General features: G+C 69.0%; 20 protein-coding genes. 11 read left to right on the top strand and 9 right to left on the bottom strand.

The genetic code is table 11. The annotated features are described in order from the left end of the window. Positions 1-15: 15 nt before the first annotated feature. The 4 genes from OG555_RS18215 (at position 16) to OG555_RS18200 (ending at position 4,085) form a co-directional block, all read left to right on the top strand. Complete coding sequence (locus OG555_RS18215; protein WP_329484096.1) at positions 16-1,170, top strand: neutral zinc metallopeptidase; 1,155 nt, start codon at positions 16-18, stop codon at positions 1,168-1,170. A gap of 104 nt (positions 1,171-1,274) precedes the next feature. After that, positions 1,275-2,117, top strand: coding sequence for a lysozyme (locus OG555_RS18210; RefSeq protein ID WP_329484095.1), 843 nt, complete (start codon positions 1,275-1,277; stop codon positions 2,115-2,117). Between the two features lie 41 nt (positions 2,118-2,158). Further along, positions 2,159-2,716 carry a GNAT family N-acetyltransferase gene (locus OG555_RS18205; protein ID WP_329484094.1) on the top strand — a complete coding sequence of 186 codons (558 nt, stop codon included), beginning with the start codon at positions 2,159-2,161 and terminating at the stop codon, positions 2,714-2,716. 76 nt (positions 2,717-2,792) lie between these two features. Then, complete coding sequence (locus OG555_RS18200; RefSeq protein ID WP_329484093.1) at positions 2,793-4,085, top strand: peptidase C39 family protein; 1,293 nt, start codon at positions 2,793-2,795, stop codon at positions 4,083-4,085. Positions 4,086-4,146: 61 nt separating this feature from the next. Here OG555_RS18200 and OG555_RS18195 read toward each other — a convergent pair whose 3' ends face one another. After that, positions 4,147-5,829 (bottom strand): DUF2207 domain-containing protein, encoded by a 1,683-nt coding sequence (locus OG555_RS18195; RefSeq protein WP_329484092.1) that lies wholly within the window; start codon positions 5,827-5,829, stop codon positions 4,147-4,149. A gap of 131 nt (positions 5,830-5,960) precedes the next feature. Here OG555_RS18195 and OG555_RS18190 point away from each other — a divergent pair, with 131 nt between their 5' ends. Continuing rightward, positions 5,961-6,662, top strand: a complete 702-nt coding sequence (locus OG555_RS18190) for a neutral zinc metallopeptidase (protein ID WP_329484091.1) — start codon at positions 5,961-5,963, stop codon at positions 6,660-6,662. Between the two features lie 1,002 nt (positions 6,663-7,664). Then, positions 7,665-8,717, top strand: a complete 1,053-nt coding sequence (locus OG555_RS18185) for a neutral zinc metallopeptidase (RefSeq protein ID WP_329484090.1) — start codon at positions 7,665-7,667, stop codon at positions 8,715-8,717. Positions 8,718-8,777: 60 nt separating this feature from the next. On the opposite strand, the gene OG555_RS18180 is transcribed toward OG555_RS18185, so the two are convergent. Further along, a complete protein-coding gene (locus tag OG555_RS18180) occupies positions 8,778-10,475 on the bottom strand; it encodes a DUF2207 domain-containing protein (protein ID WP_329484089.1) in 1,698 nt (565 codons plus the stop codon). Positions 10,476-10,550: 75 nt separating this feature from the next. On the opposite strand from OG555_RS18180, the gene OG555_RS18175 reads away from it, so the two are divergent. Next, a complete protein-coding gene (locus tag OG555_RS18175) occupies positions 10,551-11,675 on the top strand; it encodes a neutral zinc metallopeptidase (RefSeq protein ID WP_329484088.1) in 1,125 nt (374 codons plus the stop codon). Positions 11,676-12,285: 610 nt separating this feature from the next. Here the strand turns inward: OG555_RS18175 and crcB are convergent. From crcB to OG555_RS18160, 3 genes are read right to left on the bottom strand one after another with little or no spacing between them, the layout of a single operon-like run. Further along, positions 12,286-12,654 carry a fluoride efflux transporter CrcB gene (gene crcB, locus OG555_RS18170; RefSeq protein WP_329484087.1) on the bottom strand — a complete coding sequence of 123 codons (369 nt, stop codon included), beginning with the start codon at positions 12,652-12,654 and terminating at the stop codon, positions 12,286-12,288. Next, positions 12,651-13,016, bottom strand: a complete 366-nt coding sequence (locus tag OG555_RS18165; RefSeq protein ID WP_329484086.1) for a DUF190 domain-containing protein — start codon at positions 13,014-13,016, stop codon at positions 12,651-12,653. The genes crcB and OG555_RS18165 overlap by 4 nt, the downstream gene beginning before the upstream one ends. Continuing rightward, a complete protein-coding gene (locus OG555_RS18160; RefSeq protein WP_329484085.1) occupies positions 13,013-13,501 on the bottom strand; it encodes a fluoride efflux transporter FluC in 489 nt (162 codons plus the stop codon). Before OG555_RS18160 ends, OG555_RS18165 begins: the two co-directional genes overlap by 4 nt. 230 nt (positions 13,502-13,731) lie before the next feature. On the opposite strand from OG555_RS18160, the gene OG555_RS18155 reads away from it, so the two are divergent. Together OG555_RS18155 and OG555_RS18150 are read left to right on the top strand one after the other, a co-directional pair. After that, complete coding sequence (locus tag OG555_RS18155; protein ID WP_329484084.1) at positions 13,732-14,412, top strand: class I SAM-dependent methyltransferase; 681 nt, start codon at positions 13,732-13,734, stop codon at positions 14,410-14,412. A 42-nt stretch (positions 14,413-14,454) separates the two neighbouring features. After that, on the top strand, positions 14,455-17,586 hold the full coding sequence (locus tag OG555_RS18150; protein ID WP_329484083.1) for a BTAD domain-containing putative transcriptional regulator: 3,132 nt from the start codon (positions 14,455-14,457) through the stop codon (positions 17,584-17,586). Positions 17,587-17,589: 3 nt separating this feature from the next. Here OG555_RS18150 and OG555_RS18145 read toward each other — a convergent pair whose 3' ends face one another. From OG555_RS18145 to OG555_RS18135, 3 genes are read right to left on the bottom strand one after another with little or no spacing between them, the layout of a single operon-like run. Then, the gene (locus OG555_RS18145; RefSeq protein ID WP_329484082.1) at positions 17,590-18,426 is read right to left on the bottom strand and encodes a DUF4097 family beta strand repeat-containing protein; all 837 of its coding nucleotides are present in this window, start codon (positions 18,424-18,426) and stop codon (positions 17,590-17,592) included. Between the two features lie 49 nt (positions 18,427-18,475). Further along, positions 18,476-19,219: an ABC transporter permease gene (locus tag OG555_RS18140; RefSeq protein WP_329484081.1), complete on the bottom strand. Its 744-nt coding sequence runs from the start codon at positions 19,217-19,219 to the stop codon at positions 18,476-18,478. Continuing rightward, positions 19,216-20,163 (bottom strand): ATP-binding cassette domain-containing protein, encoded by a 948-nt coding sequence (locus OG555_RS18135; RefSeq protein WP_329484080.1) that lies wholly within the window; start codon positions 20,161-20,163, stop codon positions 19,216-19,218. The genes OG555_RS18140 and OG555_RS18135 overlap by 4 nt, the downstream gene beginning before the upstream one ends. 242 nt (positions 20,164-20,405) lie before the next feature. Between OG555_RS18135 and OG555_RS18130 the strand changes: the two genes are divergently transcribed. Both OG555_RS18130 and OG555_RS18125 read left to right on the top strand, forming a co-directional pair. Next, positions 20,406-24,344, top strand: a complete 3,939-nt coding sequence (locus OG555_RS18130; protein ID WP_329484079.1) for a Pls/PosA family non-ribosomal peptide synthetase — start codon at positions 20,406-20,408, stop codon at positions 24,342-24,344. After that, a complete protein-coding gene (locus OG555_RS18125; protein ID WP_329484078.1) occupies positions 24,344-25,708 on the top strand; it encodes a M1 family metallopeptidase in 1,365 nt (454 codons plus the stop codon). Before OG555_RS18130 ends, OG555_RS18125 begins: the two co-directional genes overlap by 1 nt. Here OG555_RS18125 and OG555_RS18120 read toward each other — a convergent pair. After that, positions 25,705-26,580, bottom strand: a complete 876-nt coding sequence (locus OG555_RS18120) for a LysR family transcriptional regulator (protein WP_329484077.1) — start codon at positions 26,578-26,580, stop codon at positions 25,705-25,707. The two genes, OG555_RS18125 and OG555_RS18120, sit on opposite strands and share 4 nt — an antisense overlap. Between the last annotated feature and the right edge of the window lie 16 nt (positions 26,581-26,596).

Below are 26,596 nucleotides of genomic sequence, written 5' to 3'. Positions count from 1 at the left end.
CATCCAGGAGGACTCTTGTCGAACCAGGGCCCGTACGGACCGCCACCCGGGCAATACCAGGGGCCGCCGCAGCCGCCGTACGGTCCCCCACCGGGTGGTCCGCCGTACGGCCCGCCGCCGGGTGGCCCGCAGAACTGGGGGCCACCGCCACCGCAGGGTCCGGGATTCGGCTGGGGCTCGAACGGATTCCCGCCGCCCAAGAAGAAGAGCAAGGCGGGCTGGATCATCCTGCCGATCGCCGTCGTCGGGTTCGCGGTGCTCAGCTCGGTGCTGAAGCACAACGGCGACGGCGACTACACCCAGCCACAGCCGACCTCCACCGCGACCGACGGTCCGACCGAGGAACCGACGTACATCGCGACGACCAAGGCCCCGACGGCGCCGGCCACCCGGACGACGCAGCCGCAGCCGACGAAGACCACGCCGCCCCCGCCCTCGGACACCGACATCGTCGCGAAGAACCGGATCTACAAGACCGGCGTGCAGAAGACGGTGAACTGCCGGGAGTCCGGCGCCCGCGCGAACAGCGCCACCAACACGCGCAAGTACTACAACACTGTGCTGGCCTGTCTGGTCAAAGCCTGGCCGAAGCAGGTCGCGCTGGCCGGCGGGCGGTTCGTGCCGCCGCACCTGGTCGGCTTCGCCGGGACGGCCCAGTCCCCGTGTGGCGGGAGCTCGCCGAGTTCCTTCTACTGCTCGTCGAACCGGACCATCTATATGGACGTCAACAGCGACCTGAAGTGGTACCAGCTGTATCTGACCTACCCCAACAAGACCCAGGCGATGGCCTGGCTGCGGGCGGAGATGACCGACACGGTCGCGCACGAGTTCGGTCACCACGTGCAGAACATGACCGGGATCCTGGCGGCCACGGACAACCTGCAGTACGAGTTCAGCGGTGACAAGTCGCTGGAGATGAGCCGCCGGCTGGAGATCCAGGCTACCTGCTTCGGCAACGTGTTCATGGGCGCGAACAAGAGCAGCTACGGGATGACCGGGCTGCTGAAGTCGCAACTGGACTACCTGCACTCCCACCAGGGCGACGAGTACATGACCCAGCCGGACCACGGCAGCCGGGCGATCATCCCGCGCTGGGCGAACGCCGGTTTCGTCACCCGTAGCCCGTCCGCCTGCAACACCTACACCGCCTCGCCGAAGTACGTGCGGTAATTACTCACCATTCGACCCAGATCGAATGGTTGATTCTTACCGATCCCGGGTAAAACCTCCGCCGAGCGCTCTGTCCGCCCCTCATCGCTCTGTGGAGGTCCACCGTGAAGTCCGCCCTTTTCACGGGTGCCGCCGTCACTCTTGGTCTGCTTCTGGCCTCGATCGGCTCCGCCCAAGCCAGCACTCCCAGCACCACCGAGTCCACCGCTTCCCACCAGCCCACCGCTCAGGCGCGCCTGCACGGCATCAACAAGGCCGGCGACGCGTACATGGGCTGGTTGCAGAACACGACGACCACCGCCACCGCACCCACCGACATGGGCACCGCCGCGGTTGTCGAAGGCATCGACGTCTCCAGCCACCAGGGCAACGTCGACTGGGCCGCACAATGGAACGCCGGCAAACGGTTCGCCTATGTGAAGGCGACCGAAGGCAACTACTACACGAACCCGTACTTCGCCCAGCAGTACAACGGCTCGTACAACATCGGGATGATCCGCGGCTCGTACCACTTCGCCACCCCGAACGATTCCACCGGCGCCAACCAGGCCAACTACTTCGTCAGCCACGGCGGTGGGTGGTCGCGCGACGGCAAGACGCTGCCTGGTGCGCTCGACATCGAGTACAACCCGTACGGCGACACCTGTTACGGCAAGACCCAATCCGGCATGGTGAGCTGGATCCGCGACTTCCTCAACACTTACAAGTCGCTCACCGGCCGGGATGCGGTCATCTACACCAACTACGACTGGTGGAACCGCTGCACGGGCAACACCACCGCGTTCAACTCGACCAACCCGCTCTGGGTTGCCCGCTACTCCTCGACGGTCGGCACCCTCCCCGGCGCCTGGCCGTTCTACACCATCTGGCAGTGGACCTCGTCACCGCTTGACCAGAACCACTTCAACGGCGACTACAGCCGCCTGCAAGCCCTCGCCAACGGGTGAGCCGGGGTAATTGGGTTGCGGCGGTCTCATAGTCTCGATCGGTGAGCTTTTCGCTGCCGATCGAGACCGACCGCCTGACCCTGCGCCGCTATCTCGCCACCGATTACGACGACCTGCTCAGGCTGCAGTCCAGCCCGGATGTCACCCGGTTCCTGCTGTACGGCCCGAAGACGCCCGAGCAGGTGAAGGAGTCCCTCGCCGGCCGGCTGACCGACGTACCGATGGACACCGACGGTCAAGCGCTCACCGTCGCTGTGATCCTGCGGGAGACCGGTCAGCACGTCGGCGAGGTCACCTTGTTCGCGCAGAACGTGGAGCAGCGGATCGGGGAGATCGGGTTCGTGTTCCACCCGGACTTCCACGGCCGCGGGTTCGCCGCGGAGGCGTCGATCGAACTGCTCCGGCTCGGCTTCGAGGAGCTCGGCATGCACCGGATCATCGGCCGGCTGGACGCCCGCAACTCCGGCTCGGCGAACCTGCTGCGGCGGCTCGGCCTGCGCCAGGAGGCGCACTTCGTCAAGAACGAGTTCCTGAAGGGCGAATGGACCGACGAACTGGTCTTCGCGATGCTCGCCGAGGAGTGGGACAAACGCTCGTAAGTATTTGACAGGAGAAGTGGACGTCAAGGCACGCGTTCACCGCGACAGTCGCGGCGAGCGGGACTACCGTCGAAACATGATCGCCGCCCGTTCCTTCACCGCCCTGATTCTCGGTGTGGTCGTGCTGAGCGCGGGCTCGCTTCCGAGCGAGGCCGTCAAGGTATCCCCGCCGCGTCAGATCGCCTACAGCACGTGGACGTCGACCACCGACTTCCTCGCCGGTGCCCAGTACGGCACCACCGTCGCCGACGATGCCCTGACCTTCGGTACGTCGACCGGCAGCACGGCGTACGTCGATCCGTTCGGGGACGGCACCGCCAAGAACTACGACCAGACCAGCTGGATCTCGCCACAGGTCAGCAGCGGCTTCGGGCTGACCGAGCTGGTCGCGTCCTGGAACGCGACCACGCCGCCCGGCACCTGGATCGAGATCTCGATGGCAGGTACGACGGATCTCGGCACCACGACCAAGTGGTACGTGCTCGGCCGCTGGTCCGGTGGCGACGACACCGCCGCCGGCGACATCCACCGGACGTCCGTGCCGCAGCAGGGTGACGCCGACGGATCCGTTGCCGTCGACACCTTTACCGCCGCGACCGGCCACTGGCTGGATCGCTGGCAGCTCAAGGTGAGCCTGTACCGGCTCAGCGGTACGACGCAGTCGCCGGTGGTACGGTCCGTGGGTGCGATGGCGTCCCGCCTGCCCACCGACAAGAAAGTTGCCGTGAGCCCCCTTGGCGGTGCGGAGGGCGTCGTACTGGATGTCCCGACGTACTCGCAGGAGACGCACATCGGGCAGTATCCACAGTGGGACGGCGGCGGTGAGGCGTGGTGCTCGGCGACCTCGACCGCGATGGTGCTCGACTACTACGGCGCCGGGCCGACCGCGGCGGAGACGGCGTGGGTCGATCCGTCCTACACCGATCCGCAGGTGGACCACTCGGCGCGCTCGGTGTTCGACTACTCCTACGACGGCGCCGGGAACTGGCCGTTCAACACGGCGTACGCCGGGAGCCGCGGACTGGACGGGTTCATCACCCGGCTGCGGTCGCTGACCGAGGCGGAGCAGTTCATCAAGGCGGGGATCCCGCTGGTCGCGTCGCTGTCGTTCAAGAAGGGCGACCTGCCCGGCGCAGGCTACGGGACCAACGGGCACCTGATGGTGATCGTCGGGTTCGACCAGGCCGGCAACGTGGTCGTCAACGATCCGGCCTCGCATCTGATCGCGAGCAACGACCAGGTGCGGACGACGTACGACCGGACCGCGTTCGAGAACGCGTGGGTGCCGCACTCCGGTGGGCTCGTCTACGTCATCCACCCGGCGGGCATGCAGTTGCCGGCGCCGCCGAATCCGCAGCACAACTGGTGAAACAGCAACGTCCGAAGATCTGTGGGCAATAGGCCTCAGATCTTCGGACGTTGTGAGTTGGTCAGCGGGCGAAGAGGGCGCCCGTCAGGTTGGTGGTGAGGTTGCGGAGCGAGTCCGGCAGGTACTGCAGGTGCCAGCCGCGCGGGCCGCGGTACCAGGTGAAGCCTTCGTCTTCCTCGTCCGGAGTGCTGTCGGTGGCGACCAGTGCGTCGATCCAGCGCTCCGATCCGCCGAGGACGACGGCGTACGGGAGGGCACGCGAGCAGAGCTCGGCGTGCTGGTCGACCGGCAGTTCGCTGACGTCCATCTCGAGCAGCTCACCGCGGATCGCGGCGACCTGGCCGAGCACCCGTCCGGCGGCCGGCGCCTTGGCCGGCATGTAGCGGCCGACCACGATCAGGCCGATGCCCGCCATGGTGACCGCGAGGCCGACCAGACCCCAGGTCGACAGCAGTGCGAGGACGACTGTGAGTGCGACGCCCAGCACGGTGGTGGCGATGCCGATCGTCGCCCACAGCGAGCGGGTGCGGTCCGGGCGCTCGTTGAACCAGCCGCGCTTGACCACACCGTCGTACAAGGCGTCCTGGACCTGGGCGAGGTTCGCCCGGACCTGGCGGCCGAGCTCGGAGACCAGCACCGAGTCCGAGTCACCGAAGATCGCGCGGATCAGGACGTTCTCGTACCGCTGCAGTTCCTCCGACGGCGCGTTCGAGACCCGGCGCAGCTCCCAGTCGGGCCGCGCGTACTCGGTCTCGTGCGGCAGCTCGAGGATCGTGATGTGACCGCGGACGGCCAGGTCGATGATCGTCGCGGTGACGTCGACCGGGTCGATCCGTTCGTCGATCAGCGTGCCCACCTCGCCGGGCCGCAGGTCGGACGGCGGACTGAAGTCGATCCGGGTGTCGGTACCCAGGCTGAACAGCGACGCCGGTACGACGCGCCGCGGGTCGACCCGGTCGCGTCCGCGCAGCCGGTAGAGCACCAGCAGCGCGATCACGCCGAGCAGCAGGATCGCGAGCGCGGTGAGCAACTGCGCGGTGTCGGTGGAGAAGGCCCGCTTGAAGGTCTTGCGGTACTCGACGATCGAGTTCGCGGCGATCTCGCCCTCGGGGAAGCCGATCACCATCCGGACCGTGTTCCCCGGCGGCAGCATCTGCTGCTGGAACGTCGGCCCGGACGTCTCACCGATCTGCGCCAGCGTGCACGGAGTGTTGCTGTCGATCGCGCCGGCGAAACAGGAGACGTGCGAGACCTCAGGTGTGCTGAAGAGGATGTTCGCCTGTGTGACGGGCAGGTTGATGCCGGTCAGCGGGGCGAACCGGACCTCGGTGCCGTTCAGCGTCTTGGCGACCGCGCCCTTCACCGTGTAGGTGAAGTCCAGTTGAGTGGTGCCGCTGACATCCGCGACCGCCACCGAGGTGACGTCGCCGTCGGTCTTCACGTCGGCCTGCTTGTCCTGACCGCCGGCCTTGACGTTCAGGTCCCCGATCTCCTGGACGTGATCGACGTCGTCGGGCAGGTGGTCGCGGGTGACGATGAACCGGGTGAACGTCCCGCTCACGTCGCTCAGCTTCCAGGTCTCGGAGACCCTGAGCAGGCCGTCGCGTTCGACCCGGACCTGGCTGTCGAAACTGGTCACCGCCGGGTCGGCCGCGGAACCCGAACCGGCCGCACCGGCCGGCGCAGCGGTCAGGCCCATCAGGCCGAGGGCACACAGGGAGAGCCCGAGCACACGTAGACGCATCGCCCAATCACACCGTAAAGAGAGGGTCAGGTTGACACGGGCACGATAGCCCCTGGCGAGTGTCAGGCGACCAGCGGGGACCGGCGTCTGGTCAAGTTCGGTTGAGCCTGGGCTCGGCTAGCGTCTTCGGTGTGTCAGGCAACCAATGGGGTCCACCGCCCGGACAGCAGCACCCGCCGCCACCCCACTGGCAACAGGGTCCCGGGTACGGCGGACCTCCACCGACTGCTCCGCCGCTCCACTGCCTGAACAAGGCCTGGCCCGCGCTGGTCACGAAGGCGGGTGGGCGGTTCCGGTCGCCGAAGGTGCAGGTGTTCAGCGGGACGATCAGTACGCCGTGCGGGATGTACAGCGACACCGGTCCACCGTTCTACTGCGGCAGTACCGAGACCAACTATATGAACCTCAGCGAGGACATCGGGAACTACAACCGGTACCCGGAGGCCTATCAGAAGGTCTGGGCGCGGATGTGGATGCTGCACCAGTTCGCGCATGAGTACGGCCACCACGTGCAGAACATGACCGGGATCCTGGCGGCCAACGCCCGGATGCGGTACGACGCTCCGACCCAGGCGGCCGAACTGGAGGGCAGCCGGCGGCTGGAGTTGCAGGCGTCCTACTTCGGCGACATCGCCATCGGGTCGAACAAGCGGACCTACCCGGTCACCGGGCAGACGCTGTTCCAGTGGAAGTGGCTGATCCTGCATTGGACCGACTACAACAACGACCACGGCGACGGAGTGAACCACCAGTACTGGGCCGGCCGGGGGTTCACCAGCCGCAACCCGAACGTCTGCAACACCTTCGCCGCGTCGGCCGCGAAGGTGCAGTAAGGCCCGGAATCCGGTCTGCTGAGAACCGACTGGCCGGGGTGGCTAGCCTGGTGGGTCCGGATCACGCAAAGTATGTCCGGGGGGTGTGCGGTGTCCGGGGGGAAAAGAACCGACCTGGCGCGCTTCGGCACCCCGAACAGCGCCGGATGCACCACGTTGACGGCTACACCAGCACGGTCGTGAGGAGTATCGATGTCGGACAACTGGAACCCACCTCCGGGGAACGAACCGGCTGACGGTGAGCAGCCGGCCGGCCCGCCGGAGCGGGGTCCCGGGGGTGGCCAGCCGCCCAAGTGGTGGACCGGGGACACCGCGGCCAAACGTGAGTTCCAGGACCCGGCGCAGGGCGAACGTCCGCCGAACAAGTGGTTCGGCGAGGGCTGGGCGAACCGCCGCCCGGAGAACCCCGACGAGCCGTCGTCGTGGCAGACCAGCCCCGAACAGTCCCGCCCGACTCCACCCCAGCAGGCTGGTCCACAGCCCGGTTGGGGCCCGTCACCCCAGTCCGGTCCGTCACCCCAGTCCGGTCCGTCAGCTCAGTTCGGTCGAGGTCCGCAGCCTGACCCTGCCCAGCAGTCGGGGCCGCCGCGCTCCGGTCCGACGTCGCAGTCGAGCCCACCCCAGTCCGGCCCAGCTCAGTCCGGCCCAGCGCAGCAGTCTGGTCCGCAGCAATCAGGTCCAGCTCAGTCCGGATGGACGCAGCAGTCCGGTCCGCCTGCCGGTGGAGCTCAGTCCGGGTGGACGCTGCAGACCGGTCCGCAGCAGGCCGGCCCGCAGCAGTCCGGTCCGGGTCGGCCGGGGCAGTCACGGCCGCCGCAGCAGCCCAGCACGGACCAGTCGCAGTCCAGTGCTTGGCACTCGGCTCCGTCCCAGTCCAATCCCGAGCAGCCCGGTCCCTACTCCGAGGGCTCATACCTGTGGGGCTCGCCGCAGTCGGCGCCTCAGCAGTCAGCATCGCCGTGGAGCAACGCCCTGCCGCCACAGCAACCACAGCAGCAGCGCATGCCCCGGCACGCGGCTTCGTCCGGCAACCAGCTCGGCCCGATGGGCCAGCCGGTGCAACAGGCGCCGAACTGGCAGTACCCGCCGATCCCGATCCCCCAGCCGCCCGGCGGACGCAGGCGCAAGCCGACGCGGACCCCGCGCCTTCTCCTGATCGGCCTGGTGGTGCTCGCCGTCCTGGTCGTCGGCACCGGCGTCACACTGCTCGTCCGCAACGCCGGCAACGACGCCCCTCAAACGACGGGCACCCGGTCGGCCCCGGCCTCGGAGTCCCCGTCCGAGTCGCCCTCCGAGTCAGCGTCCAGTGCACCGACCCCGACGAGGCCACCCGGCCCGACGGTCGACGAGGTCGTGAAGGCCAGCAAGCTCTACAGCATCGGCCCGATCGCGGCCTCGAAGTGCGCGGAGCCGCTGATCGCGCCGACGAACTTCACCGCCGCGAAGAACTACTACAACCGTCTGCTGCCGTGCCTCAACCGCACCTGGTCGCTGGCGATGAAGAAGGGCGGTCTGCCGTTCCGCGCCCCGAAGGCGGTCGTGTACGCCGGCAAGCTGCCCTCCCCGTGTGGCATCCAGCGCAGCGTGCGAGCGGCGTACTGCGGTGCGAACCAGACCATCTACCTGCCGTTCGCGGTGGACCTGCGGTACTACCAGTCGAACCCGATGTACGCGCGCGCGATCATGCTGAACACGTTCGCGCACGAGTACGGCCACCACGTGCAGAACCTGGCCGGCATCCTCGGGGCGTCGGTGACGCGGCAGCAGAAGATGACGCCGAACCAGAAGCTGCAGGAGAGCCGCCGGCGGGAACTGCAGGCGACCTGCCTGGGCGCTGCCTACCTCGGCGCCAACGCGGCTTTCACGCCGATGCGTGACCCGCTGCTGCTGAACTGGAAGTTCCTGATCTCCCACACCGGCGACGACTACGCCCGGCCGCGCATCCACGACCACGGGAACCGGGTCAGCAACTACCAGTGGTCGATCGCCGGCTACAACAACAAGAAACCCGACTTCTGCAACACGTTCACCGCCGCTGACGTCCGAGTGAACTAGGCGGTGTCTGACGGTCCCGCGCAGTAGGCGCGGGACCGTCGGACACCGCCTTGCCGGCGTTCAGAACAGGCGGCGCGCTGTGGTCAGCGTGCCGCCGAACGCGGTGACGAAGTTGCTGAGGGACTCACCGATGTCGGACAGGTGCCAGTTGTCCGGGCCGGAGTACCAGCCGATGCCGGCGTCCGGGTCGTCGTCGTCATCGGTCGCCGCGATCTCCAGCGCCCATTTCTCGGTCAGTCCGAGCACAGCGGCGTACGGAAGGCAGCGGGACGCGAACTCGAGGCGGTGGCTCTGCGGCAGGTCCGCCGACGTCTCGTCGACCAGGTACTGCTGCAGGCCGGCCACTCGACCCAGTACGGCGGCTCCGCGCGCAGTGCGAGCCGGTGCGACCTGACCGATCAGTGCGAGCACCAGACCCGCCGCCATCACCGCGAAGCCGACCAGGCCGAATTTGCTCACGATCGCGAGCACGACGGTCAATACGACGCCAGCACCGAGCAGCACCACGCCCGCAGTGGTCCAGCGGTTCCGGACGGCGTCCGGACGGGTGGTGAACCAGCCCTGCGTCACCACATCGGCGTACAGCTGCTCGCGGACCAGGTTGAGGCGCGGCCGCAGCGACGGGCCGAGGTTGGACACGACTACCGAGTCGCCTTCCGCGAAGACCGCGTCCAGCAAAGCCTTCTCGTAGGGCAACAACTCGGGGCCGCCCTGGTGGAGCCGGTGCAACTCCCAGTCCAGCTTGCCGAAGTGCGACCCCCGCGGCAGCTCGACGATCGTCAGATAGTTGCGGACGGCAAGGTCCAGCAGGGTCGCGGTGATGTCGACGACGTCGGCCGTCTCGTCGACGACCGTGCCGACCTGGCCCGGCCGGATCCCGTCCGGTGCGGCGAACTGCGGACCGTCCGAGCCGTTGAGCACCGGCCGCTCGGGCGTGCCCTCGCCGACCCTGGCGGCGTCACGACCGCGGAAGAACCACAGGGCCACAGAACCGAGCAGTCCGATGCCGAACACGATCACCGCCAGGCCGATGGTGCTGGAGTCGGCAGTGAACGCCCGACCGAGCGTCCAGCGGGTCTCGAACTGCGCGTTCGGCTGCACGGTCGCCTGGTCGCTCAGTCCGGTCAGGAACGTCATCCGGCCACCCGCGGGTACGCCGTTCTGCTCGATCTGCAACCCGGCCGACTCGGCCAGTTGCGACGACGTGCACGGCATGCTCGAGCCGACCCGGCCGGCGAAACAGGTGACCCAGGTGGCGAACGGGATGCTGACGCTGAGCTCGGCCTTCGGGATCGACACCCCGAAGCCCTGCACGACCGGCCAGCTCACCTCGCGGCCCTCGGTCGAGTCGGCCACCACGTTGTCGACGGTGTAGCTGTAGACGATCTTCGACTGGCCGGACACGTTCACGGTGAGCTTGCGACCGTCGTCGGTGCTCTCGTTCTTCAACCCCTGGGCCGGTTGACCGTTCACGGTCGCCGACACGTCACTCAGGCTGTAGGTGCGGTCCCGCTCGGCGTCGGACCGGACCCGGGTGGCCAGCGTCCGGCTGAACGTCGTACCGCCGGCGGTCAGGTCGACCGTCTCCTTGACCTGCAGCGTGCCGTCCTTGGTCAGCGTCGCGTCGGCCGAGTACGCCGTGATCTGGTCGTCGGCGGCCTGCGCGGGCAACGTGCCCAGGGCAACGAACAGCGCGGACAGCGGGGCGGTCAGGGACATCAGCAGGGCAGCCGGAAGGAGGCGGCGCTTCAGTGACATGGGTCGAGAGTAGTCTCGTGCCGGTTCGCCCAGCGAACCCGACCGAACCCGATCACGGCGCAGGAGGCCAGACCTGTGAGCAGTCCGTACGGCTACGGTGGCCGTCTCCAGGACAGTCCGCCCGGACCGCCTCCCGGTGTGCTGCCGCCGCCACAGTCCGCGCCATGGCCGCCGCAGGGGCCGTACTCCACTGGCCCCGGTCCGATGCAGCAGCGAGCGCCGTACCCGGGCCAGCAATACCCGGGGCAGTGGGCACAGCCGTACTACGGCGGTCCGGGGCAGTTCAACGGGTTCCAGCCACCGCGTCGCCGGCGCGGTCCGGTCCGGCTGATCGTGCTCGCGTTCGTGCTGCTGATGTTCATCGCGGTGTCGGTGGCGGTGCTCGGCAGCCTGCTGGGCAAGAGCGACGACAACACCGCCCAGCCCAAGGTGACCGGTCCGTCGATCGTGCCGACGCCGACCAGCAACCCGCAGAAGGGTACGGCGGAGGACTACCTGCTGAACGCCGACATCTATCGCACCGGTCCGCTGGCCGAGCAGAACTGCCCCGCCGCGAACCTGCGTGACGGCAGCCTGGCGGCGCAGAAGGTGTACTACCAGAAGCTCTTCAAGTGCCTGAACGACGCGTGGCGGCCGATCTTCAAGGAGCTCGGCCAGGACAAGCCCGACCCTGGTCTGGTCGTGTTCGACAAGCCGGTGACGACACCGTGCGGCCGCTTCGAGCCGCTGTCCGGCCGGGTGCTCGCGTTCTACTGCTACGGCAACCAGGTCATGTACACCGACGTCAAGCAGATGAACCGGGCGTTCGGGCCGCAGCAGGATCTGGCCTACCTGATGACGATCGCGCATGAGTACGGCCACCACGTGCAAGGCGTCAGTGGGCTGTTCTACGCCCGGGCCGTCTATCTGCAGGACCATCCGGATCAGGAGCTCGAGAGCTCACGTCGCAACGAGCTGCAGGCGTCCTGCTTCGGTGGGGTGTTCAGCAAGGCGGTCGAGAAGTCGTACCCGCTGACCAACCGGCTGGCCGAGTTCAAGGAGCAGTCGAGCAACAGCTTCGGTGAAACGCCTGACACCCCGGAGGACGAGCGTACGCACGGCTTGGCGACCAGCCAGGGCTTCTGGATCCAGAACGGCTTCAACATCGGCGCCGACAAGGCCTGCAACACCTTCGCGGTAGCAGCCGACCTGGTGAAGTAACCGAACGCCTGATGGTCAGCGGGCGGACCCAGAACCGGTGACCTGGAACGGCTCGTGGTCCAGTCGCGGCCCCGGTTCCCGGCATCCGATCGGCAGCCTCCACACGCCAGGACGCCCGGGATCCCGACATGCCTGCGCCGCCGGGGGTGTTGATCAGCGCGATTGCCGCGACCCTGGACAGGTGCCGGGGATCTCGGACACCGCACAGCCTGTCCGAGGCCCCGAGATGGTGTCCCAGGCCCCGGCGGATCGCCACCGGCCCCACCCGCCGCCACAACGAACCCGTCCAGCCACCGCACCTGCCCACCCGTCTGCGGCCGGTCCGGCCGCGGAGGCTACCGACGGTGCGGCCGGAGGCTGGGCGTGCCAGCACGACAGGAGGTGTCCACCCCGGCCCCGGCCTGGCCGGCCAGAGCCAGGCGTGAATGCCTCCTCCGACCAGCACCCCCGGACCGACACCACCTGTCGAGCCGGCACACCCAGCCGACCTCGCTCACACATCCAGCAGAAGAACCGCAATTCCTTGTCCCAACCCACCACATGGGACGTCAACCCATCACATGCGCACGCGGGCCGGCCCTCCCCTGAAACCCGTGCGGAAGAACCGGGGTCAGATCGTCTGGCCGATTGCCGCGCCGAGGAACGCGCCGCCGAGTCCAGCGATGATGCTGGCGGCAACGTTTGCGGCGGCGAAGAACTTCGCGTCCTGCTCGATCAGCCGCAATGTCTCGTAGGAGAAGGTGGAGTACGTGGTCAGCGCACCGCAGAACCCGGTGCCCACCAACAGCTGCACCGAATGCGGCACGCTCGACGTCGTCGCAGTACCGGCGACCACTCCGAGGATCAGCGAGCCGACGATGTTGACCGTGAACGTCCCCCACGGGAAGACGGTGTCGTGACGGGCTTGGACCGCGCGGTCGGTGAGATAGCGCAGCGGCGCCCCGACAACGGCCCCGGCAATCACCAGGAGCAGGTTCACCGCGACTCCCCCTTGGAGTCCGGGGCGGCGTCACGTCCGGCGTACCGGATGACTTCGCAGTCGTCGAGGATCACCAGGCCCTCGGTGACCAGTTCGTCCAGTTGGGGCAGGAAAGCGTGGATGCGGTCGTGGGTGTCGACGATGACGATCACCACGGGCAGGTCCTCGGACAGGCTGAGCAGACGCGTGGTGTGGATGCGGTTGGACGCGCCGAAGCCTTCGACGCCGTGCAGCACGGTGGCGCCGGCCAGTCCGGCCTTGTGGGCGCGGTGCACGATCTCGGTCGACAGGGGCTTGTGGTGCCAGCGGTCGGACTCGCCGATCATGATGGTGAGTCGAAGAGCGGTGCCGGTGAGTCTCATCGCTGCCTCCGGTGGATCAGGCTTCGCGTCGCGCTGGCTGTCGCCCAGACCGCGATCAGCGCCGCGGCCGCAGTACTGGCGAGATAGATCAGAGCCGTGCCGGGGTGCCGGTCGGCGATCAGGCGCTGGATGTCGAGGGTGTAGGTGGAGAACGTGGTGAAGCCGCCCAGGATCCCGGTGCCGAGGAACGGGCGCAGGTACCGTTGCCGGGTCCACACATCGGTGACCAGCACCATCAGGACACCGATCAGCGCGCTGCCGGCGATGTTGATCACCAACGTGGCCCAAGGGAAGCCGCCCGCAGGAGTCGGCCAGGCCAGGCCGATCAGGTAGCGGGCGGTCGCGCCGATCGCGCCGCCGACGGCGATGACCGCGAGTACGGCGGCGTCGGTCGCCAGATGCCGGGTGGGGCGGGCGAGATGCAGGTCGACGTCGGGATCGATGGGTTCCTGCGGAGCCGGATCGGTCTGCTCGCGTTGCTGCACCGGGTGATGCCTCCTACCTGGACAAGTACCCCGCGGCAGGCGCGCCACGGGGTCGGACAGGTAGGGACTGTTGGCCATCCCGCGATCGGGTGACGGTTCGGGGCCGGCGAGCCCCACCGCCGGTCATACACCACCAAGCCTAACCGCTGCCACCGCCGGCACGCCCCGGGGTCGAGTCAGGTCCACGATGAGATCCTCGAAGGCGCGCCGCGACAGGGAGGACCTTTGCCATGACACCCGGGCCGAAGCCGGCACGGTACGACGGCCTCGCGGACTGGTACGACGAGCACAACGCGGCCGCGGCTGACGACAACCGTGACCCACTGCTGGAGCTGCTAGGCTCGGGAGGCGGACTGTGTCTGGACCTCGGCTGCGGGACCGGTCAGAACCTCCAGACCCTGCGTACCACCGGACGCACCGTCATCGGGCTCGAGTACTCCGCAGACCAGCTGCGGCTCGCCCGGCCACGTACCGCCCGCGGCGAGGCGCTGGTCCAAGCCGACGCCGCCACACTGCCGTTCGCCGAGGCAGTCTTCTCCACTGTCGCCGCCCTCTGGCTCTCCACCGACGTCGATGACTTCGCTGCCGTACTACGTGAGGCCGCCCGCGTACTGTGTCCGAGCGGAGTGCTGGCGTACTACGGGGTCCACCCGTGCTTCAACGGTCCACACACCGAAGGCCGCGTCGATGGCGGGCGCGTCGTCCACCCGACGTACCGCGCTGTCGGCTGGCATCCGCCCGCACCCTGGTGGGGCGAGGGCGGTATCCGCCACCGCCTCGGCATGCGACACCTGCCGCTCGCCGACCTACTCAACTCGTTCACCGCGGCGGGCCTGACGATCACCCGAACCGTGGAGCCACGCACCGACCCGGTCCCCTGGGTCCTGGCCCTACGCGCCGAGAAGCGCTAGCCATGGGTCGGGTGGGGCCAGCTGGCGTGGGAGAATCTCCGGGTGCAGATCGGGGTCCTTGGGTCATTTGAGGTACGCGCGGACGACGGCAGCCTGGCCGACGTGCCGGGTGCTCGGTTGCGCGCGCTGTTGATCGCCCTGGCGCTCGAGCCGGGCCGCGTCGTGTCGAAGGCGACGCTTGTCGACTGGATTTGGGGTGAGCGTCCGCCGGCTGATGCCGCGAATGCCCTGCAGCGCTTGGCTTCCCGGCTGCGGAAGGTGCTGCCAGGGGTGATCGAGGGCCAGACGGGCGGCTACCGGTTGGCGGTGAGCGCCGACACTGTCGACGCCCTGCGGTTCGAGCGTCTCTTCGCCCAGGCTCGCCAGGAGGAGGGTTCCGGGCGCCTTCGGCTGTTGCGCGAGGCCCTCGCTTTGTGGCGCGGAGCGGCGATGCAGGATGTCGGGCTGGAGGACAGCGAAGCATTCGAGTCGGCGGTGACGCGGCTCGAGGGGCTGCACCTGACCGCGATGGAGGATCGGTTCGAAGCAGAGGTGAGCCTCGGCCATGGCGCGGAGGTGGTCGGGGAACTGACCGACGCGGTAGCCGCGCATCCGCTGCGCGAACCGCTGGTGGCCGCGCTGATGCGTGCCCTGGTGGCGGCCGGTCGCGATTCCGAGGCCCTGCTCACCTATGAGCGCACGAGGGAGGCTCTCGCGGAGGCCCTTGGCGTTGACCCCTCGCCGGAGTTGTCGGCCTTGCATGTCGCGTTGTTGCGGGGCGAGTTGGGACGCCGGGAGGAGAACCGGAAGACCAATGTGCGGGCCGAGCTGACGAGTTTCGTCGGGCGGGACGCTGACGTCGCCGTGGTCCGCGAGCTGATCGCGGAGCATCGGCTGACCACGCTGGTCGGACCGGGCGGCTCGGGCAAGACCAGGCTGGCCACGGAGACCGCGCGTACGCTGCTCGGCGACCTGCCGGACGGGGTCTGGCTGGTGGAGCTCGCCGCGATCGGCGCCGACGGTGACGTCGCGCAGGCGACGCTCACCGGGCTCGGGCTCCGGGATGCGCTACTCGGCTCGGGACCGGGCACGGACCTGGTGGACGGGCTGATCGCCGCGATCCGCGAGCGGGAGGCGCTGCTGATCCTGGACAACTGTGAGCACGTGATCGAGGCGGCGGCTCAGTTCGCCGATCGAGTCCTCGGAGAGTGCCGACTGCTGCGGATCCTGGCGACGAGCCGGGAACCGCTCGGCATCACCGGCGAGGCGCTCTGGCTGGTCGAGCCGCTGGCCTTGCCCAGCGACGCCGGCGCCGGCGAGATCGCGTCCTCTGCGGCCGTCCGGTTGCTGCGGGACCGGGCGGACGCGGTGCGCAGGGACCTCGCGGCCGACGAGCACACGTTGGCGACGATGGCGCGCATCTGCCGGGCGCTGGACGGGATGCCACTGGCGATCGAGCTGGCTGCGGCCAGGTTGCGCACCATGTCGATCGATCAGCTCGCCAACCGGCTCGACGACCGGTTCCGTCTGCTGACCAGCGGCAGCCGGACCGCACTGCCGCGGCACAGGACGCTGCGCGCGGTGGTCGATTGGAGCTGGGAGTTGCTCACCGATGCCGAGCGGCTGGTGCTACGCCAGCTGTCGGTGTTCGCGGGCGGCGCGAGCTTGGAGGCGGCCGAGCAGGTCTGCGCCGGCGCCGACGTCGAGTCTGACGAGGTGCTGGAGTTGCTCACCTCGCTGGTCGAGAAGTCGTTGCTGGTCACGGATGGCGACGGCGCGCCGCGGTACCGGATGCTCGGCACGATCAAGGAGTACGCCGCGGATCGGCTCGCGGAAGCCGGGGAATCGGACCTGGCCCGGCAGGCGCATCTCTCCTACTTCACCGAGTTCGCCGAGACCGCGGAGCCACACCTGCGTCGCGCCGAGCAACTGGACTGGATCGCCACGCTCGAGGCCGAACACGACAACATCAGTGCCGCGCTCCGGGCGGCGATCGCGGCCGGCGACGCACCGGCGGCGATGCGGCTCGCGGCGGCCACCGGCTGGTACTGGTGGCTCAGCGGGCGCCGGGGCGAAGGTATCGAGCTGATGATCGCGGCCACCGAGGTTCCCGGCGAGGTGACCGATGAGGTTCGGGCCATGACGTACGCGCTGGTGGTGCTCTTCGTGACGTCGGGGCGGGGCGGCGAGCAGCAGGGCGTGGAGTGGATCCACAAGGCGTATCGATTCAGTCAGCAATCCGAGCACCACAACCCGCTGCTGGATCTGGTGATCCCGCTGGAACGCCTGCTGGAGGACCCTGAGTCCGTCGTGCCGGCGTTCGAGTCGTTGCTGGACAGCGTCGACCCGTGGGTACGCGCTCTGGCCCGCTGGCAGGTCGGCAAGATGCGAACCGTGCTCGGCGAGAGCGGTCCGGAGGTCGAGGCCCATATGGAGATGGCGCTCGCGGAGTTCCGGACGCTCGGCGAACGGTTCGGGATGTCGTTGGCCCTCTCCGAGCTGGCGGGCCAACTGGCCATGCGTGGCGAACTCGCCGGTGCCTCCGAGTACTACGAACAGGCGATCACCGTCGTCACCGAGGTCGGCGCGATCGAGGATGTCATCCGGCTGCGGACCCTGCAGGCCCTGCAGTACTGGCGGAACGGCGATCAGGAGGCGAGCGCGGCCGCCATCGCCGAGGCGGAGAAGTGCGCCGAAGGCGTCACCTGGACGTACGTACTGGTCGACTTGGCGCTGACGAAGGCGGAGCTCGCTCGCTGGGGCGGCAACGCCGAGGAGGCGCGCCGTCAACTCGCCGTCGCGACCAGCTATCTGGGCGACGACGCGAAGCAGGCGAGCATCCGGGCCGGGATAGAAGACATGCTCGGCTACCTGGCCGACGATGTCCGGGACGCCCGTACCCATCGCGTGGCCGCCTGGCAAGCGGCGTCCGAGGCGGGCCACCCACCCTTGACCGCCCAGGTAGTGGTCGGGATCGCGGATCTCGCCGTTCGCCTCGACCAGTACGAACAGGCGGCGCGGTTGCTCGCGGCCGGCGACGGACTCCGCGGACTGCCGGATCGCTCCAACCCGGATGTGGCCAGGATCGAGCGGGACGCACGAAGTCACCTCGGCGCGGCACGGTTCGCCGAGGTGACGCAGGAGGGTGCGGAGGCGAGCTGGTCCGACCTGGTCGAGGCCGCGCTCGCTTCGTGAGGCTCAGCTCGCCGCGCGCTGAATGATGATGTCGCCGTGCCGCGTACGGGCGTGCACCATGACCTTGTCGTCGGACGGGCCGGCGTCGCCCTGCGACGAGACGAAGTTGTGCACCGCTCCTCGCTCGCTGTCCACGTCGACGGAGGCTGCGGCGCCCTCGCTGATGCCGACCTCGATGTTTCCGGAGGCGTTCATCAGCTTCGCCTGACCGTGGGTCATCCGGCCGATCCGAATGGCACCGCTGGCCGTCTTGGCGGTGACGCTGCCGTCGGCGCGGTCGATGTCGAATCCACCGCTGGCACTGCTCAGCTCGAGGTCCGCCGCGGCGTGGCCGATCCAGGCCCGGCCGCCCGAGCTCGAGATCCCGACGCTGCCCTCGACCTCGCCGATCCGTACCTCGGACGCACCCCCTTGGATCTCGGCGGTCCCGGCGATGTGGCCGACCACCACCTCGCCGGAGGAGATGTTCGCGTGCAGGGCGTCGATGCGATCCAGCTCGACCAGGCCCGACGCCATGTGCAGCTCGCATTCGCCGAACGATCCGTCAGCCTGAACGTTCGAGTACGCCAGGTAGGCGACCAGGCTGGACCCGGCGGGCAGGTCGATCGTGATGGCGACCGAACCGTTCTTGCTGCCCGCGGCGGTCGTCTTGACCGACAACTGACCGTCGGCGAACTCGACCTTGGTCTTGCCGGCCACCTTGACGTCCGACCGGCTCGCCGCGTCGACGGGCTCGACCAGCACCACGGTGTCGGTCCGGTCGGTCGCGGTGACCCGCACCCGGGCACCGGCGACCTGAACGGTGGCGGTGATAGGCCCCGGCGTGGCGAATGTAGGCATGACAACTCTCCTCGTACGTCGTCTTGGTGGGCTCGACCGCCCCGGTTGGTCAGGCGCGCTTCTTGAAGGTGGAGAGCGACCACACGAACCCGATCGCGGCGATCCCGACACACCAGACGATGGCCTGGACCGCGCTGCTCGTCGAGGCCGGTTCGCCGGCCAGCAGACCGCGCAGGGTCTCGATGATCGGGGTGAAGGGCTGGTACTCCGCGAACTGCCGGACGCCGGCGCCCATCGTTGCGGCCGGCACGATCGCACTGCTCAGGAACGGCAGCATGATCAGCGGTACGCAGGCCATCCCAGCCGACTCCGGGGTCTTGGCGAACAGTCCCAGCGCGACCGTGATCCAGCTGGTCGCGAACGAGACCAGCACGATCAGACCGATCGCACCGAGCCATTCGGCGAAACTCGCGTCCGGCCGGAATCCCACCGCGAACGCGACACCGATGATGGCCGCGACGGCGATCAGGCTGCGCAGCAGGGTCTCGGCGACGTGCGCGACCAGTACGGCGCTGCGGGAGATGTCCATCACCTTGAACCGGTTGATGATCCCCTTGGTCATGTCGGAGTTCACGGCCGTCGCGGTCGCGCTCAGTCCGTAGCAGATCGCCAGGATGATCATGCCCGGCGTCGCGTAGTCGATGTACTTCTCACCGACGTCGAACGCGCCGCCGATCACGAAGACGAACATCAGCAGGAGCACGATCGGGAGCAGGATCGCGTTGAACACCGCGACCGGGTTCCGGACAGTGTGCTTGAAGTTGCGACCGAGCATGGTCGTCGAGTTACTCATGATGCGTTCACTTTCGGGTTGGTACGGCCGGTCAGGGAGAGGAAGACGTCGTCGAGGTCCGGTGTGTGCACCGAGAACTCCTCGACGTCGATCGAGTGGGCATCGAGCTGGTCCAGGAGCTCCCGGACCGATTTCGCCCGGCCGTCACTGGGGATCCGCAAGGTCAGGTCGTCCTCGCTGTCCCGCGTCGAGTCGGTCAGGACCTGCTGCGCGGCGTCGAGTTCGGCGTCGCCGGCGAACCGGAGCCGGACATGGCTGCCGCCGATCAGGCGCTTGAGCTCGGCGGGCGTGCCCTGGGCGACCAGCTTGCCCTGGTCGAGCACCGCGATCCGGTCCGCGAGCCGATCGGCCTCGTCCAGGTACTGAGTGGTCAGGAAGATGGTGACGCCCTCGGTCACCAGCTGGCGGATGATGTCCCACATCGTCCGCCGGCTGCGCGGGTCCAGTCCCGTCGTCGGCTCGTCCAGGAAGATGATCCGGGGCTTGCCGACCAGGGTCATCGCCAGATCCAGCTTCCGGCGCATACCGCCGGAGTACGTCGCCACCATCTTCTGCGCCGACTGCGTCAGGTCGAACCGCTCGAGCAACTCCGCGACGATGCGCTTGCCCTCGGCGGACTCGATGCGCTTGAGATCCGCCATCAGCTGCAGGTTCTCCTGGCCGGTCAGCAGCTCGTCCACCGCCGCGAACTGGCCGGTGACGCCGATCGCCGCACGGACGGCCTTGGTCTCGGTGGCCACGTCATGACCGGCGACGCGGACCGTGCCGCCGTCGGCCTTCATCAACGTGGTCAGCACGTTGACCGTCGTCGTCTTGCCCGCGCCGTTCGGGCCGAGCAGGGAGAAGACCGTACCGGCCGCGACCTCCAGGTCGATGCCGTCGAGCACGACCTTGTCCTTATACGCCTTGCGCAGCCCCGAGGCCGCGATCGCTGAACTAGTCATGTGACTACCTTCGGCGTCCACCCAGCCACCGCCCTGACACGCTCCTGACACCGCACCTGACGCGACGGCAGCCGCCTCACCAAGGCCGATCCACGCCGCGCGGGAGCGAACACCCACAGTCGGCCGACAGTTGGTTACCCGCGATCGCCAGGTTTCGTTGGGGTTTCACCAAGTGCGCGACGGCGTACGCAGGCTTTGCTTGGGGTTATCTATCTGGTAACTGGGCGGCGTAAGATCCGGCCGTGACGTTGCGACGTGGTGACCTGGCGCCACCCGCGCGGACGCTGGTGGATGTGTTGCAGGAGACGGCGACGAAGTACGCCGATGAGCCTGCGCTGGACGACGGCCACGTCAGTCTGAGTTATCGCGAACTGCTGAACCAGACGACCAAGTTCGCCGCGCGTCTCACCGAGGCCGGGATCGGGCCGGGCGACCGGGTCGGAGTGCGGATCTCGTCGGGGCACAACGATCTGTACGTCGCGATCCTCGGGACGATGCAGGCCGGGGCGGCGTACGTCCCGGTGGACGCCGACGACCCGGACGAGCGGGCGGAGCTGGTGTTCGGCGAGGCCGATGTCGCGGCTACGGTCGGCGACGACCTCGAGCTCACTCTCACCCGCCCGCAGCCCGCGCCGATCCCCAGCGACGACAACGACAACGCCGACGGCTACTTCGACTACCCGTACAGCGCCCGGATGGACTCCTCCGGTACGACGGACGCACCCAGAGCCCACGGCGGTCCGGAGCCGACCGACGACGCGTGGATCATCTTCACCTCGGGCTCGACCGGCGTACCCAAAGGCGTCGCCGTCACCCACCGGTCGGCCGCGGCGTTCGTGGATGCGGAGGCGCGGCTGTTCCTCCAGCAGGAGCCGATCGGGGCGGATGACCGGGTGCTCGCGGGCCTGTCCGTCGCGTTCGACGCGTCCTGTGAGGAGATGTGGCTCGCCTGGCGGCATGGTGCGTGCCTGGTGCCGGCGCCGCGCTCGCTGGTGCGGACCGGTATGGACCTCGGACCGTGGTTGGTTGCCCAAGGCATCACTATCGTCTCGACCGTGCCGACGCTGGCGGCGCTCTGGCCGGCCGACGCGCTCGACCAGGTCCGGCTGCTGATCTTCGGCGGCGAGGCCTGCCCACCCGAGCTCGCCGAACGGCTCGCGGTCGACGGCCGCGAGGTCTGGAACACGTACGGCCCGACCGAGGCCACAGTCGTCGCCTGCGGCGCCCAGCTGACCGGCGAGGGCCCGGTCCGCATCGGTCTCCCCTTGGACGGCTGGGATCTGGCCGTGGTCGATGCTGCGGGCAACGAAGTGCAGGAGGACGAGATCGGCGAGCTGATCATCGGCGGCGTCGGTCTGGCCCGGTACCTCGACCCGGCCAAGGACGCCGAGAAGTTCGCCCCGATGCCGAGCCTCGGCTGGGAGCGCGCGTACCGCAGCGGCGACCTGGTCCGCAACGACCCCAAGGGCCTCCTGTTCCAGGGCCGCGCCGACGAGCAGGTCAAGCTCGGTGGCCGCCGGATCGAGCTGGGCGAGGTCGACGCCGCACTCCAGGCCCTGCCCCAGATCTCCGGCGCCGCCGCCGCGGTCCGCAACAGCGCCGCCGGCAACCAGTTGCTGGTCGGGTACGTCGTACCCGACGACCCGGCCGCGTTCGATCAGGCCAAGGCGACCGCGAGACTGCGCGAGGAACTGCCCGCGGCGCTCGTCCCCCTGCTGGCCGTCGTCGACACGTTGCCGACCAGGACGTCCGGCAAGGTCGACCGCAACGCGCTGCCCTGGCCGCTGCCCGGGATGGACGGCGACGGCCCCGCGGCCGAGCTCAGCGGGACCGAGGGCTGGCTGGCCGAGCGCTGGACGAAGGTCCTCGGCGCGACGGTCACCGGCCCGGACAACGACTTCTTCCTGCACGGCGGCGGCAGCCTGGCCGCCGCCCAACTGGTGTCGGTACTGCGCGAGCGGTATCCGGACGTGACCGTCGGCGACATCTACGAGTACCCGCGCCTCGGCGCGCTCGCGGACCGGCTCGACGAGTCACAACCACAGGCGTACGTGCCGGTCGAGATCCGGGAGATCCGGCCGACGCCGAAGAGCACGCAGCTCCTGCAGACAGCGCTCACGCTCGTCCTGCAGACAGTCGTCGGCGTTCGCTGGCTTGTCTACCTGTTCACGCTGAACAACGTGCTCGCCGAGCTGGTCGGCCCGCTGCCGTGGGCCAGGACAGTCTCGTGGTGGTGGATCCTGGCCGGCTGGCTGCTCCTGATCACTCCTGCCGGCCGGATGGGCATCGCCGTCGTCGGCGCGCGCATCCTCCTCCGCAACCTGAAACCCGGCACCTACCCGCGCGGCGGCACGGAGCACGTCCGGCTGTGGGCCGCCGAGAACCTCTCGGATGCCGCCGGCGCCGCCAACCTGGCCGGCGCCCCCTGGATCGCGTACTACGCCCGCGCGCTCGGCGCGAAGGTCGGCCCCGGCGTCGACCTGCACACGCTGCCGCCGGTGACCGGCATGCTCACGATGGGCCGGGGCGCATCGATCGAGCCCGAGGTCGACCTGGCCGGCTACTGGATCGACGGCGACCGGCTGCACGTCGGCCCGGTGACTGTCGGCGCGGAGGCCGTGGTCGGTTCCCGGAGCACGCTGCTGCCCGGCACCGAGATCGGCCGGAAGGCCGAGATCGCGGCCGGCTCGGCCGTCTCCGGCAAGGTCCCCCCGAACGAGCGCTGGTCCGGCTCTCCCGCGACCCGCGTCGGCCGCGCCCGCCACCCGTGGCCGGACCACCGGCCCGCCCGCGCCCCCTGGTGGGTCCTCGCGTACGGCGTTCAGTCCGCCGTCATGTCGCTGATCCCGGTGGCCGCGGCACTCGTCGCACTCGTCGTACTCGGCAACGCGATCGAAGGCACCGACACGCTCCAGGCAGCCGCACTCAGGGCGCTGGGCGCGATCCCGCTGATGACCCTCGTCGGGTTCATGACGGTCGCCGTCCTGACATTGATCGGCGTCCGCCTGCTCGGGATCGGCATCAAACCCGGTCACTACCCGGTCCGCAGCCGGATCGGGTGGCAGGTGTGGGCGACCGAGCGGCTGCTGGACACCGCCCGGACCCTGCTGTTCCCGCTGTACGCGAGCCTGCTCACGCCCTGGTGGCTGCGGGCCCTCGGCGCGAAGATCGGCCGCGACGTCGAGGCGTCGACGGTCCTGCTGCTGCCGAAGATGACGACCGTCGGCGAGGGCGCGTTCCTGGCCGACGACACAATGATCGCGTCGTACGAGCTCGGTGGCGGCTGGCTGCACGTGGCCGGCGCGAAGGTCGGCAAGCGCGCGTTCCTCGGCAACTCCGGCATGACCGCGCCCGGCCGGTCGGTGCCCAAGAACGGCCTGGTCGCGGTGCTGTCGGCGGCCCCGAAGAAGTCCAAGGCCGGTACGTCGTGGCTCGGTTCGCCACCGGTCAAGCTCCGGCGGCAGGCGGTCGAGGGCGACCAGAGCCGGACCTTCAACCCGCCGTTCAAGCTCAAGATCGCCCGGGCGCTGGTCGAGCTGTGCCGGTTCGTCCCGATGATGTGCACGGTCCTGATCGCGCTCGGCGTACTGTTCGGGTTCCAGGCGCTCGACATCTGGATCGGGCCGTGGTGGACCGTGGTGCTGTCGGGTGCCGTGATCCTCGCCGCCGGCACGGTCGCGGGCGGGATGGCGACGGTCGCCAAGTGGCTGATCGTCGGCAAGACCCGCGCGGTCGAGTACCCGCTCTGGAGCTCGTTCGTCTGGCGCAACGAGGTCGTCGACAGCTTCGTCGAACTGGTCGCGGCTCCGTGGTTCGCGAACACCGTTGCCGGGACGCCGTTCCTCAACGTGTGGCTGCGGTCCCTCGGGGCCAAGATCGGCAAGGGTGTCTGGTGCGAGACGTACTGGTTACCCGAGGCTGATCTGGTCACCCTCGGCGACGGCGCCACGGTGAATCGCGGCTGCGTGCTGCAGACGCACCTTTTTCATGATCGAGTTCTCTCCATGAGCACAGTCACCTTCGGACCAGGAGCAACCCTCGGGCCCCATGGCATCGTCCTGCCCGCCGCGAGTGTCGGGGCAGGAGCTACCATCGGCCCGGTGTCTCTCGTGATGCGTGGTGAAGGAGTGCCGGCCGGGACGCGCTGGGCTGGGAACCCGATCGCTCCCTGGCAGGGCTGATGGTTGGCCCGCTCAAACGACAGCTGGGCAACGGGCAGCCGGGAGCGACGACGGCCGGCGACCGCTACGTGCCCACCCACGGCAACGGCGGCTACAAGGTCGAGTCGTACGAGCTGGACCTGGACTACCGGGTCAGCAGCAACCGCCTGAGCGGCAAGGCGACGATCACCGCCTTCGCCACCGAGGCACTCTCCCGGGTCAGCTTCGACCTGACCGGCCTCCGGGTGTCGAAGGTGTCGGTGAACGGCCGGCGGCCGCAGCGGTATGTGCACCGCCAGGGCAAGCTGCAGGTCACCCCGGCCGCGACGATCATGGACGGCGCCGAGTTCACCGTCGAGGTCCAGTACGCCGGCAACCCGAAGCCCGAGGACAGTCCGTGGGGCGAGCTCGGCTGGGAGGAACTCACCGAGGGCGTGATCGTCGCCAGCCAGCCGAGTGGCGCGGCCACCTGGTTCCCGTGCAACGACCACCCCGGCGACAAGGCGCACTACCGGATCGCGGTCACCACCGATTCGCCGTACCAGGTGGTGGCGAACGGACGGCTGGTGTCGCGCCGGGTGAAGGCCAGCCGGACCACGTGGGTCTTCGACCAGGCCGCGCCGATGGCGACGTACCTGGCGACGGTCCAGATCGGCCGGTACGACGTGGTCGACCTGGCCGCGTCGCCGGTGCCGACCCGGGCGGTGTTGCCGGGGGCCCAGATCCGCGAGTTCAAGACGGACTTCGGCCGGCAGCAGGACATGATGAAGGTGTTCTGCCGGTTGTTCGGGCCGTATCCGTTCGGCGGGTACACGGTCGTCGTGACGGACGACGACCTGGAGATTCCGCTCGAGGCGCAGGGCATCTCGATCTTCGGCAGCAACCATGTGGACGGCCGTCGGAGCTCGGAGCGGCTGGTCGCGCACGAGCTCGCGCATCAGTGGTTCGGCAACAGCCTGACCCCGTCGAGCTGGCAGCACATCTGGCTGAACGAGGGTTTCGCCTGCTACGCCGAGTGGTTGTGGTCGGAGGAGTCGCGGGGCCTGACGGCGGAGCAGCAGACGGCCAAGGCTCACGCGCGGTTGCGGGGCCTCCCGCGGGACCTGATGCTGTCGGATCCGGGCCCAGAACTGATGTTCGACGACCGCCTCTACAAGCGCGGCGCGATCACCCTGCACGTCCTCCGCCGCCACCTCGGCGACGAGGCCTTCTTCGATCTCCTCCGCGCCTGGACCAAGACCTACCGCCACGGCTCGGTGACCACCGCCGAATTCATCGCCCTCGCCTCCACCTTCAGCCCCGACGAGGAGGCCCTGCGCCACCTCTTCGCCGCCTGGCTGGACACCTACGATCTGCCGCCGCTACCCCGGACCCGGTTGCGCTAGCAGTCTGCCGGTGTGCGGGCCACCTCGGTGGCGGCCTTCAGGAAGCGTTCGGTGAGGGGCGTTCTGGTGGCCCAGGCGGCGCCGGTCCACCAGGTGGCGGCGCGGCCGGGCAGCGGGATCAGGCGGATCTCGGGCGGCGCGATGCGCTCGGCGGATTGCGGTACGACGGCGGGCCCGGCACCGGCGGCGGTCAGGGCCAGGACGGTCTGCAGGTCGCCGGCCTCCTGAAGTATTCGCGGGTGGCAACCGAGTTCGGCGTACAAGCTGTTGATCTGTGCGGTCAGGCCGGGCCCGCGAGCCGGGGTGAGGCGGACCAGCGGGCGCGCGTCGATCCAGCTGACCAGGTCGCGCGGGACGTCCGCGCTCGCCGGGACCGCGAGGGTCAACCGGTCTCTTCGTAACCGAAGGTGTTCGAGGCCGGCCGGGACGGGGAGCCGGACGAAGCCGATCTGGAGACTGCCGGCCAGCAGCCGCTCGCACTGGACCACCGACGACATGTCCTCGAGTGAGATCGTGACGCCGGGCCAGCGGCTGCGGAACAGCGCGACCGCCCGCGGCGCGAGCTCGATCCCGGACAACCCGAACCCGATCGCCAGGGAGCCCTCGGCACCCGACGCGACCTGTGCAGCCCGCCGCTCGAACGCCTCGGATCGGTCCAGCAACTCCAGAGCGTCAGGAAGCAGCAGCTCACCGGCCGGGGTCAGCCGGGCACCATGCCGGCCCCGGCTGAACAGCACCGAACCGACCCGACGCTCCAGCACCTGGATCTGCTTGGTCAGGGCCGGCTGACTCGTCGACAACTCGTCGGCCGCGGCACCGAAGTTCCGCAGCCTGGCGACGGTGACGAACGCCCGGAGCAAACGGAGATCCATAACCCCAGGATATGGA

The organism is Kribbella sp. NBC_01484, from assembly GCF_036227145.1.
Lineage (GTDB): Bacteria > Actinomycetota > Actinomycetes > Propionibacteriales > Kribbellaceae > Kribbella.
Note: the sequence above shows the minus strand (reverse complement) of the source record. Positions and strands in the feature narration are given on the sequence as shown.

Excerpts from the sequence above, each read along its gene's own strand:
- OG555_RS18200 (WP_329484093.1), top strand. The coding sequence starts at position 2,793 with ATGATCGCCGCCCGTTCCTTCACCGCCCTGATTCTCGGTGTGGTCGTG.
- OG555_RS18195 (WP_329484092.1), bottom strand. The coding sequence starts at position 5,829 with ATGCGTCTACGTGTGCTCGGGCTCTCCCTGTGTGCCCTCGGCCTGATG.
- OG555_RS18185 (WP_329484090.1), top strand. The coding sequence starts at position 7,665 with ATGCCCCGGCACGCGGCTTCGTCCGGCAACCAGCTCGGCCCGATGGGC.
- OG555_RS18180 (WP_329484089.1), bottom strand. The coding sequence starts at position 10,475 with ATGTCACTGAAGCGCCGCCTCCTTCCGGCTGCCCTGCTGATGTCCCTG.
- OG555_RS18165 (WP_329484086.1), bottom strand. The coding sequence starts at position 13,016 with ATGAGACTCACCGGCACCGCTCTTCGACTCACCATCATGATCGGCGAG.
- OG555_RS18155 (WP_329484084.1), top strand. The coding sequence starts at position 13,732 with ATGACACCCGGGCCGAAGCCGGCACGGTACGACGGCCTCGCGGACTGG.
- OG555_RS18145 (WP_329484082.1), bottom strand. The coding sequence starts at position 18,426 with ATGCCTACATTCGCCACGCCGGGGCCTATCACCGCCACCGTTCAGGTC.
- OG555_RS18140 (WP_329484081.1), bottom strand. The coding sequence starts at position 19,219 with ATGAGTAACTCGACGACCATGCTCGGTCGCAACTTCAAGCACACTGTC.
- OG555_RS18135 (WP_329484080.1), bottom strand. The coding sequence starts at position 20,163 with ATGACTAGTTCAGCGATCGCGGCCTCGGGGCTGCGCAAGGCGTATAAG.
- OG555_RS18125 (WP_329484078.1), top strand. The coding sequence starts at position 24,344 with ATGGTTGGCCCGCTCAAACGACAGCTGGGCAACGGGCAGCCGGGAGCG.
- OG555_RS18120 (WP_329484077.1), bottom strand. The coding sequence starts at position 26,580 with ATGGATCTCCGTTTGCTCCGGGCGTTCGTCACCGTCGCCAGGCTGCGG.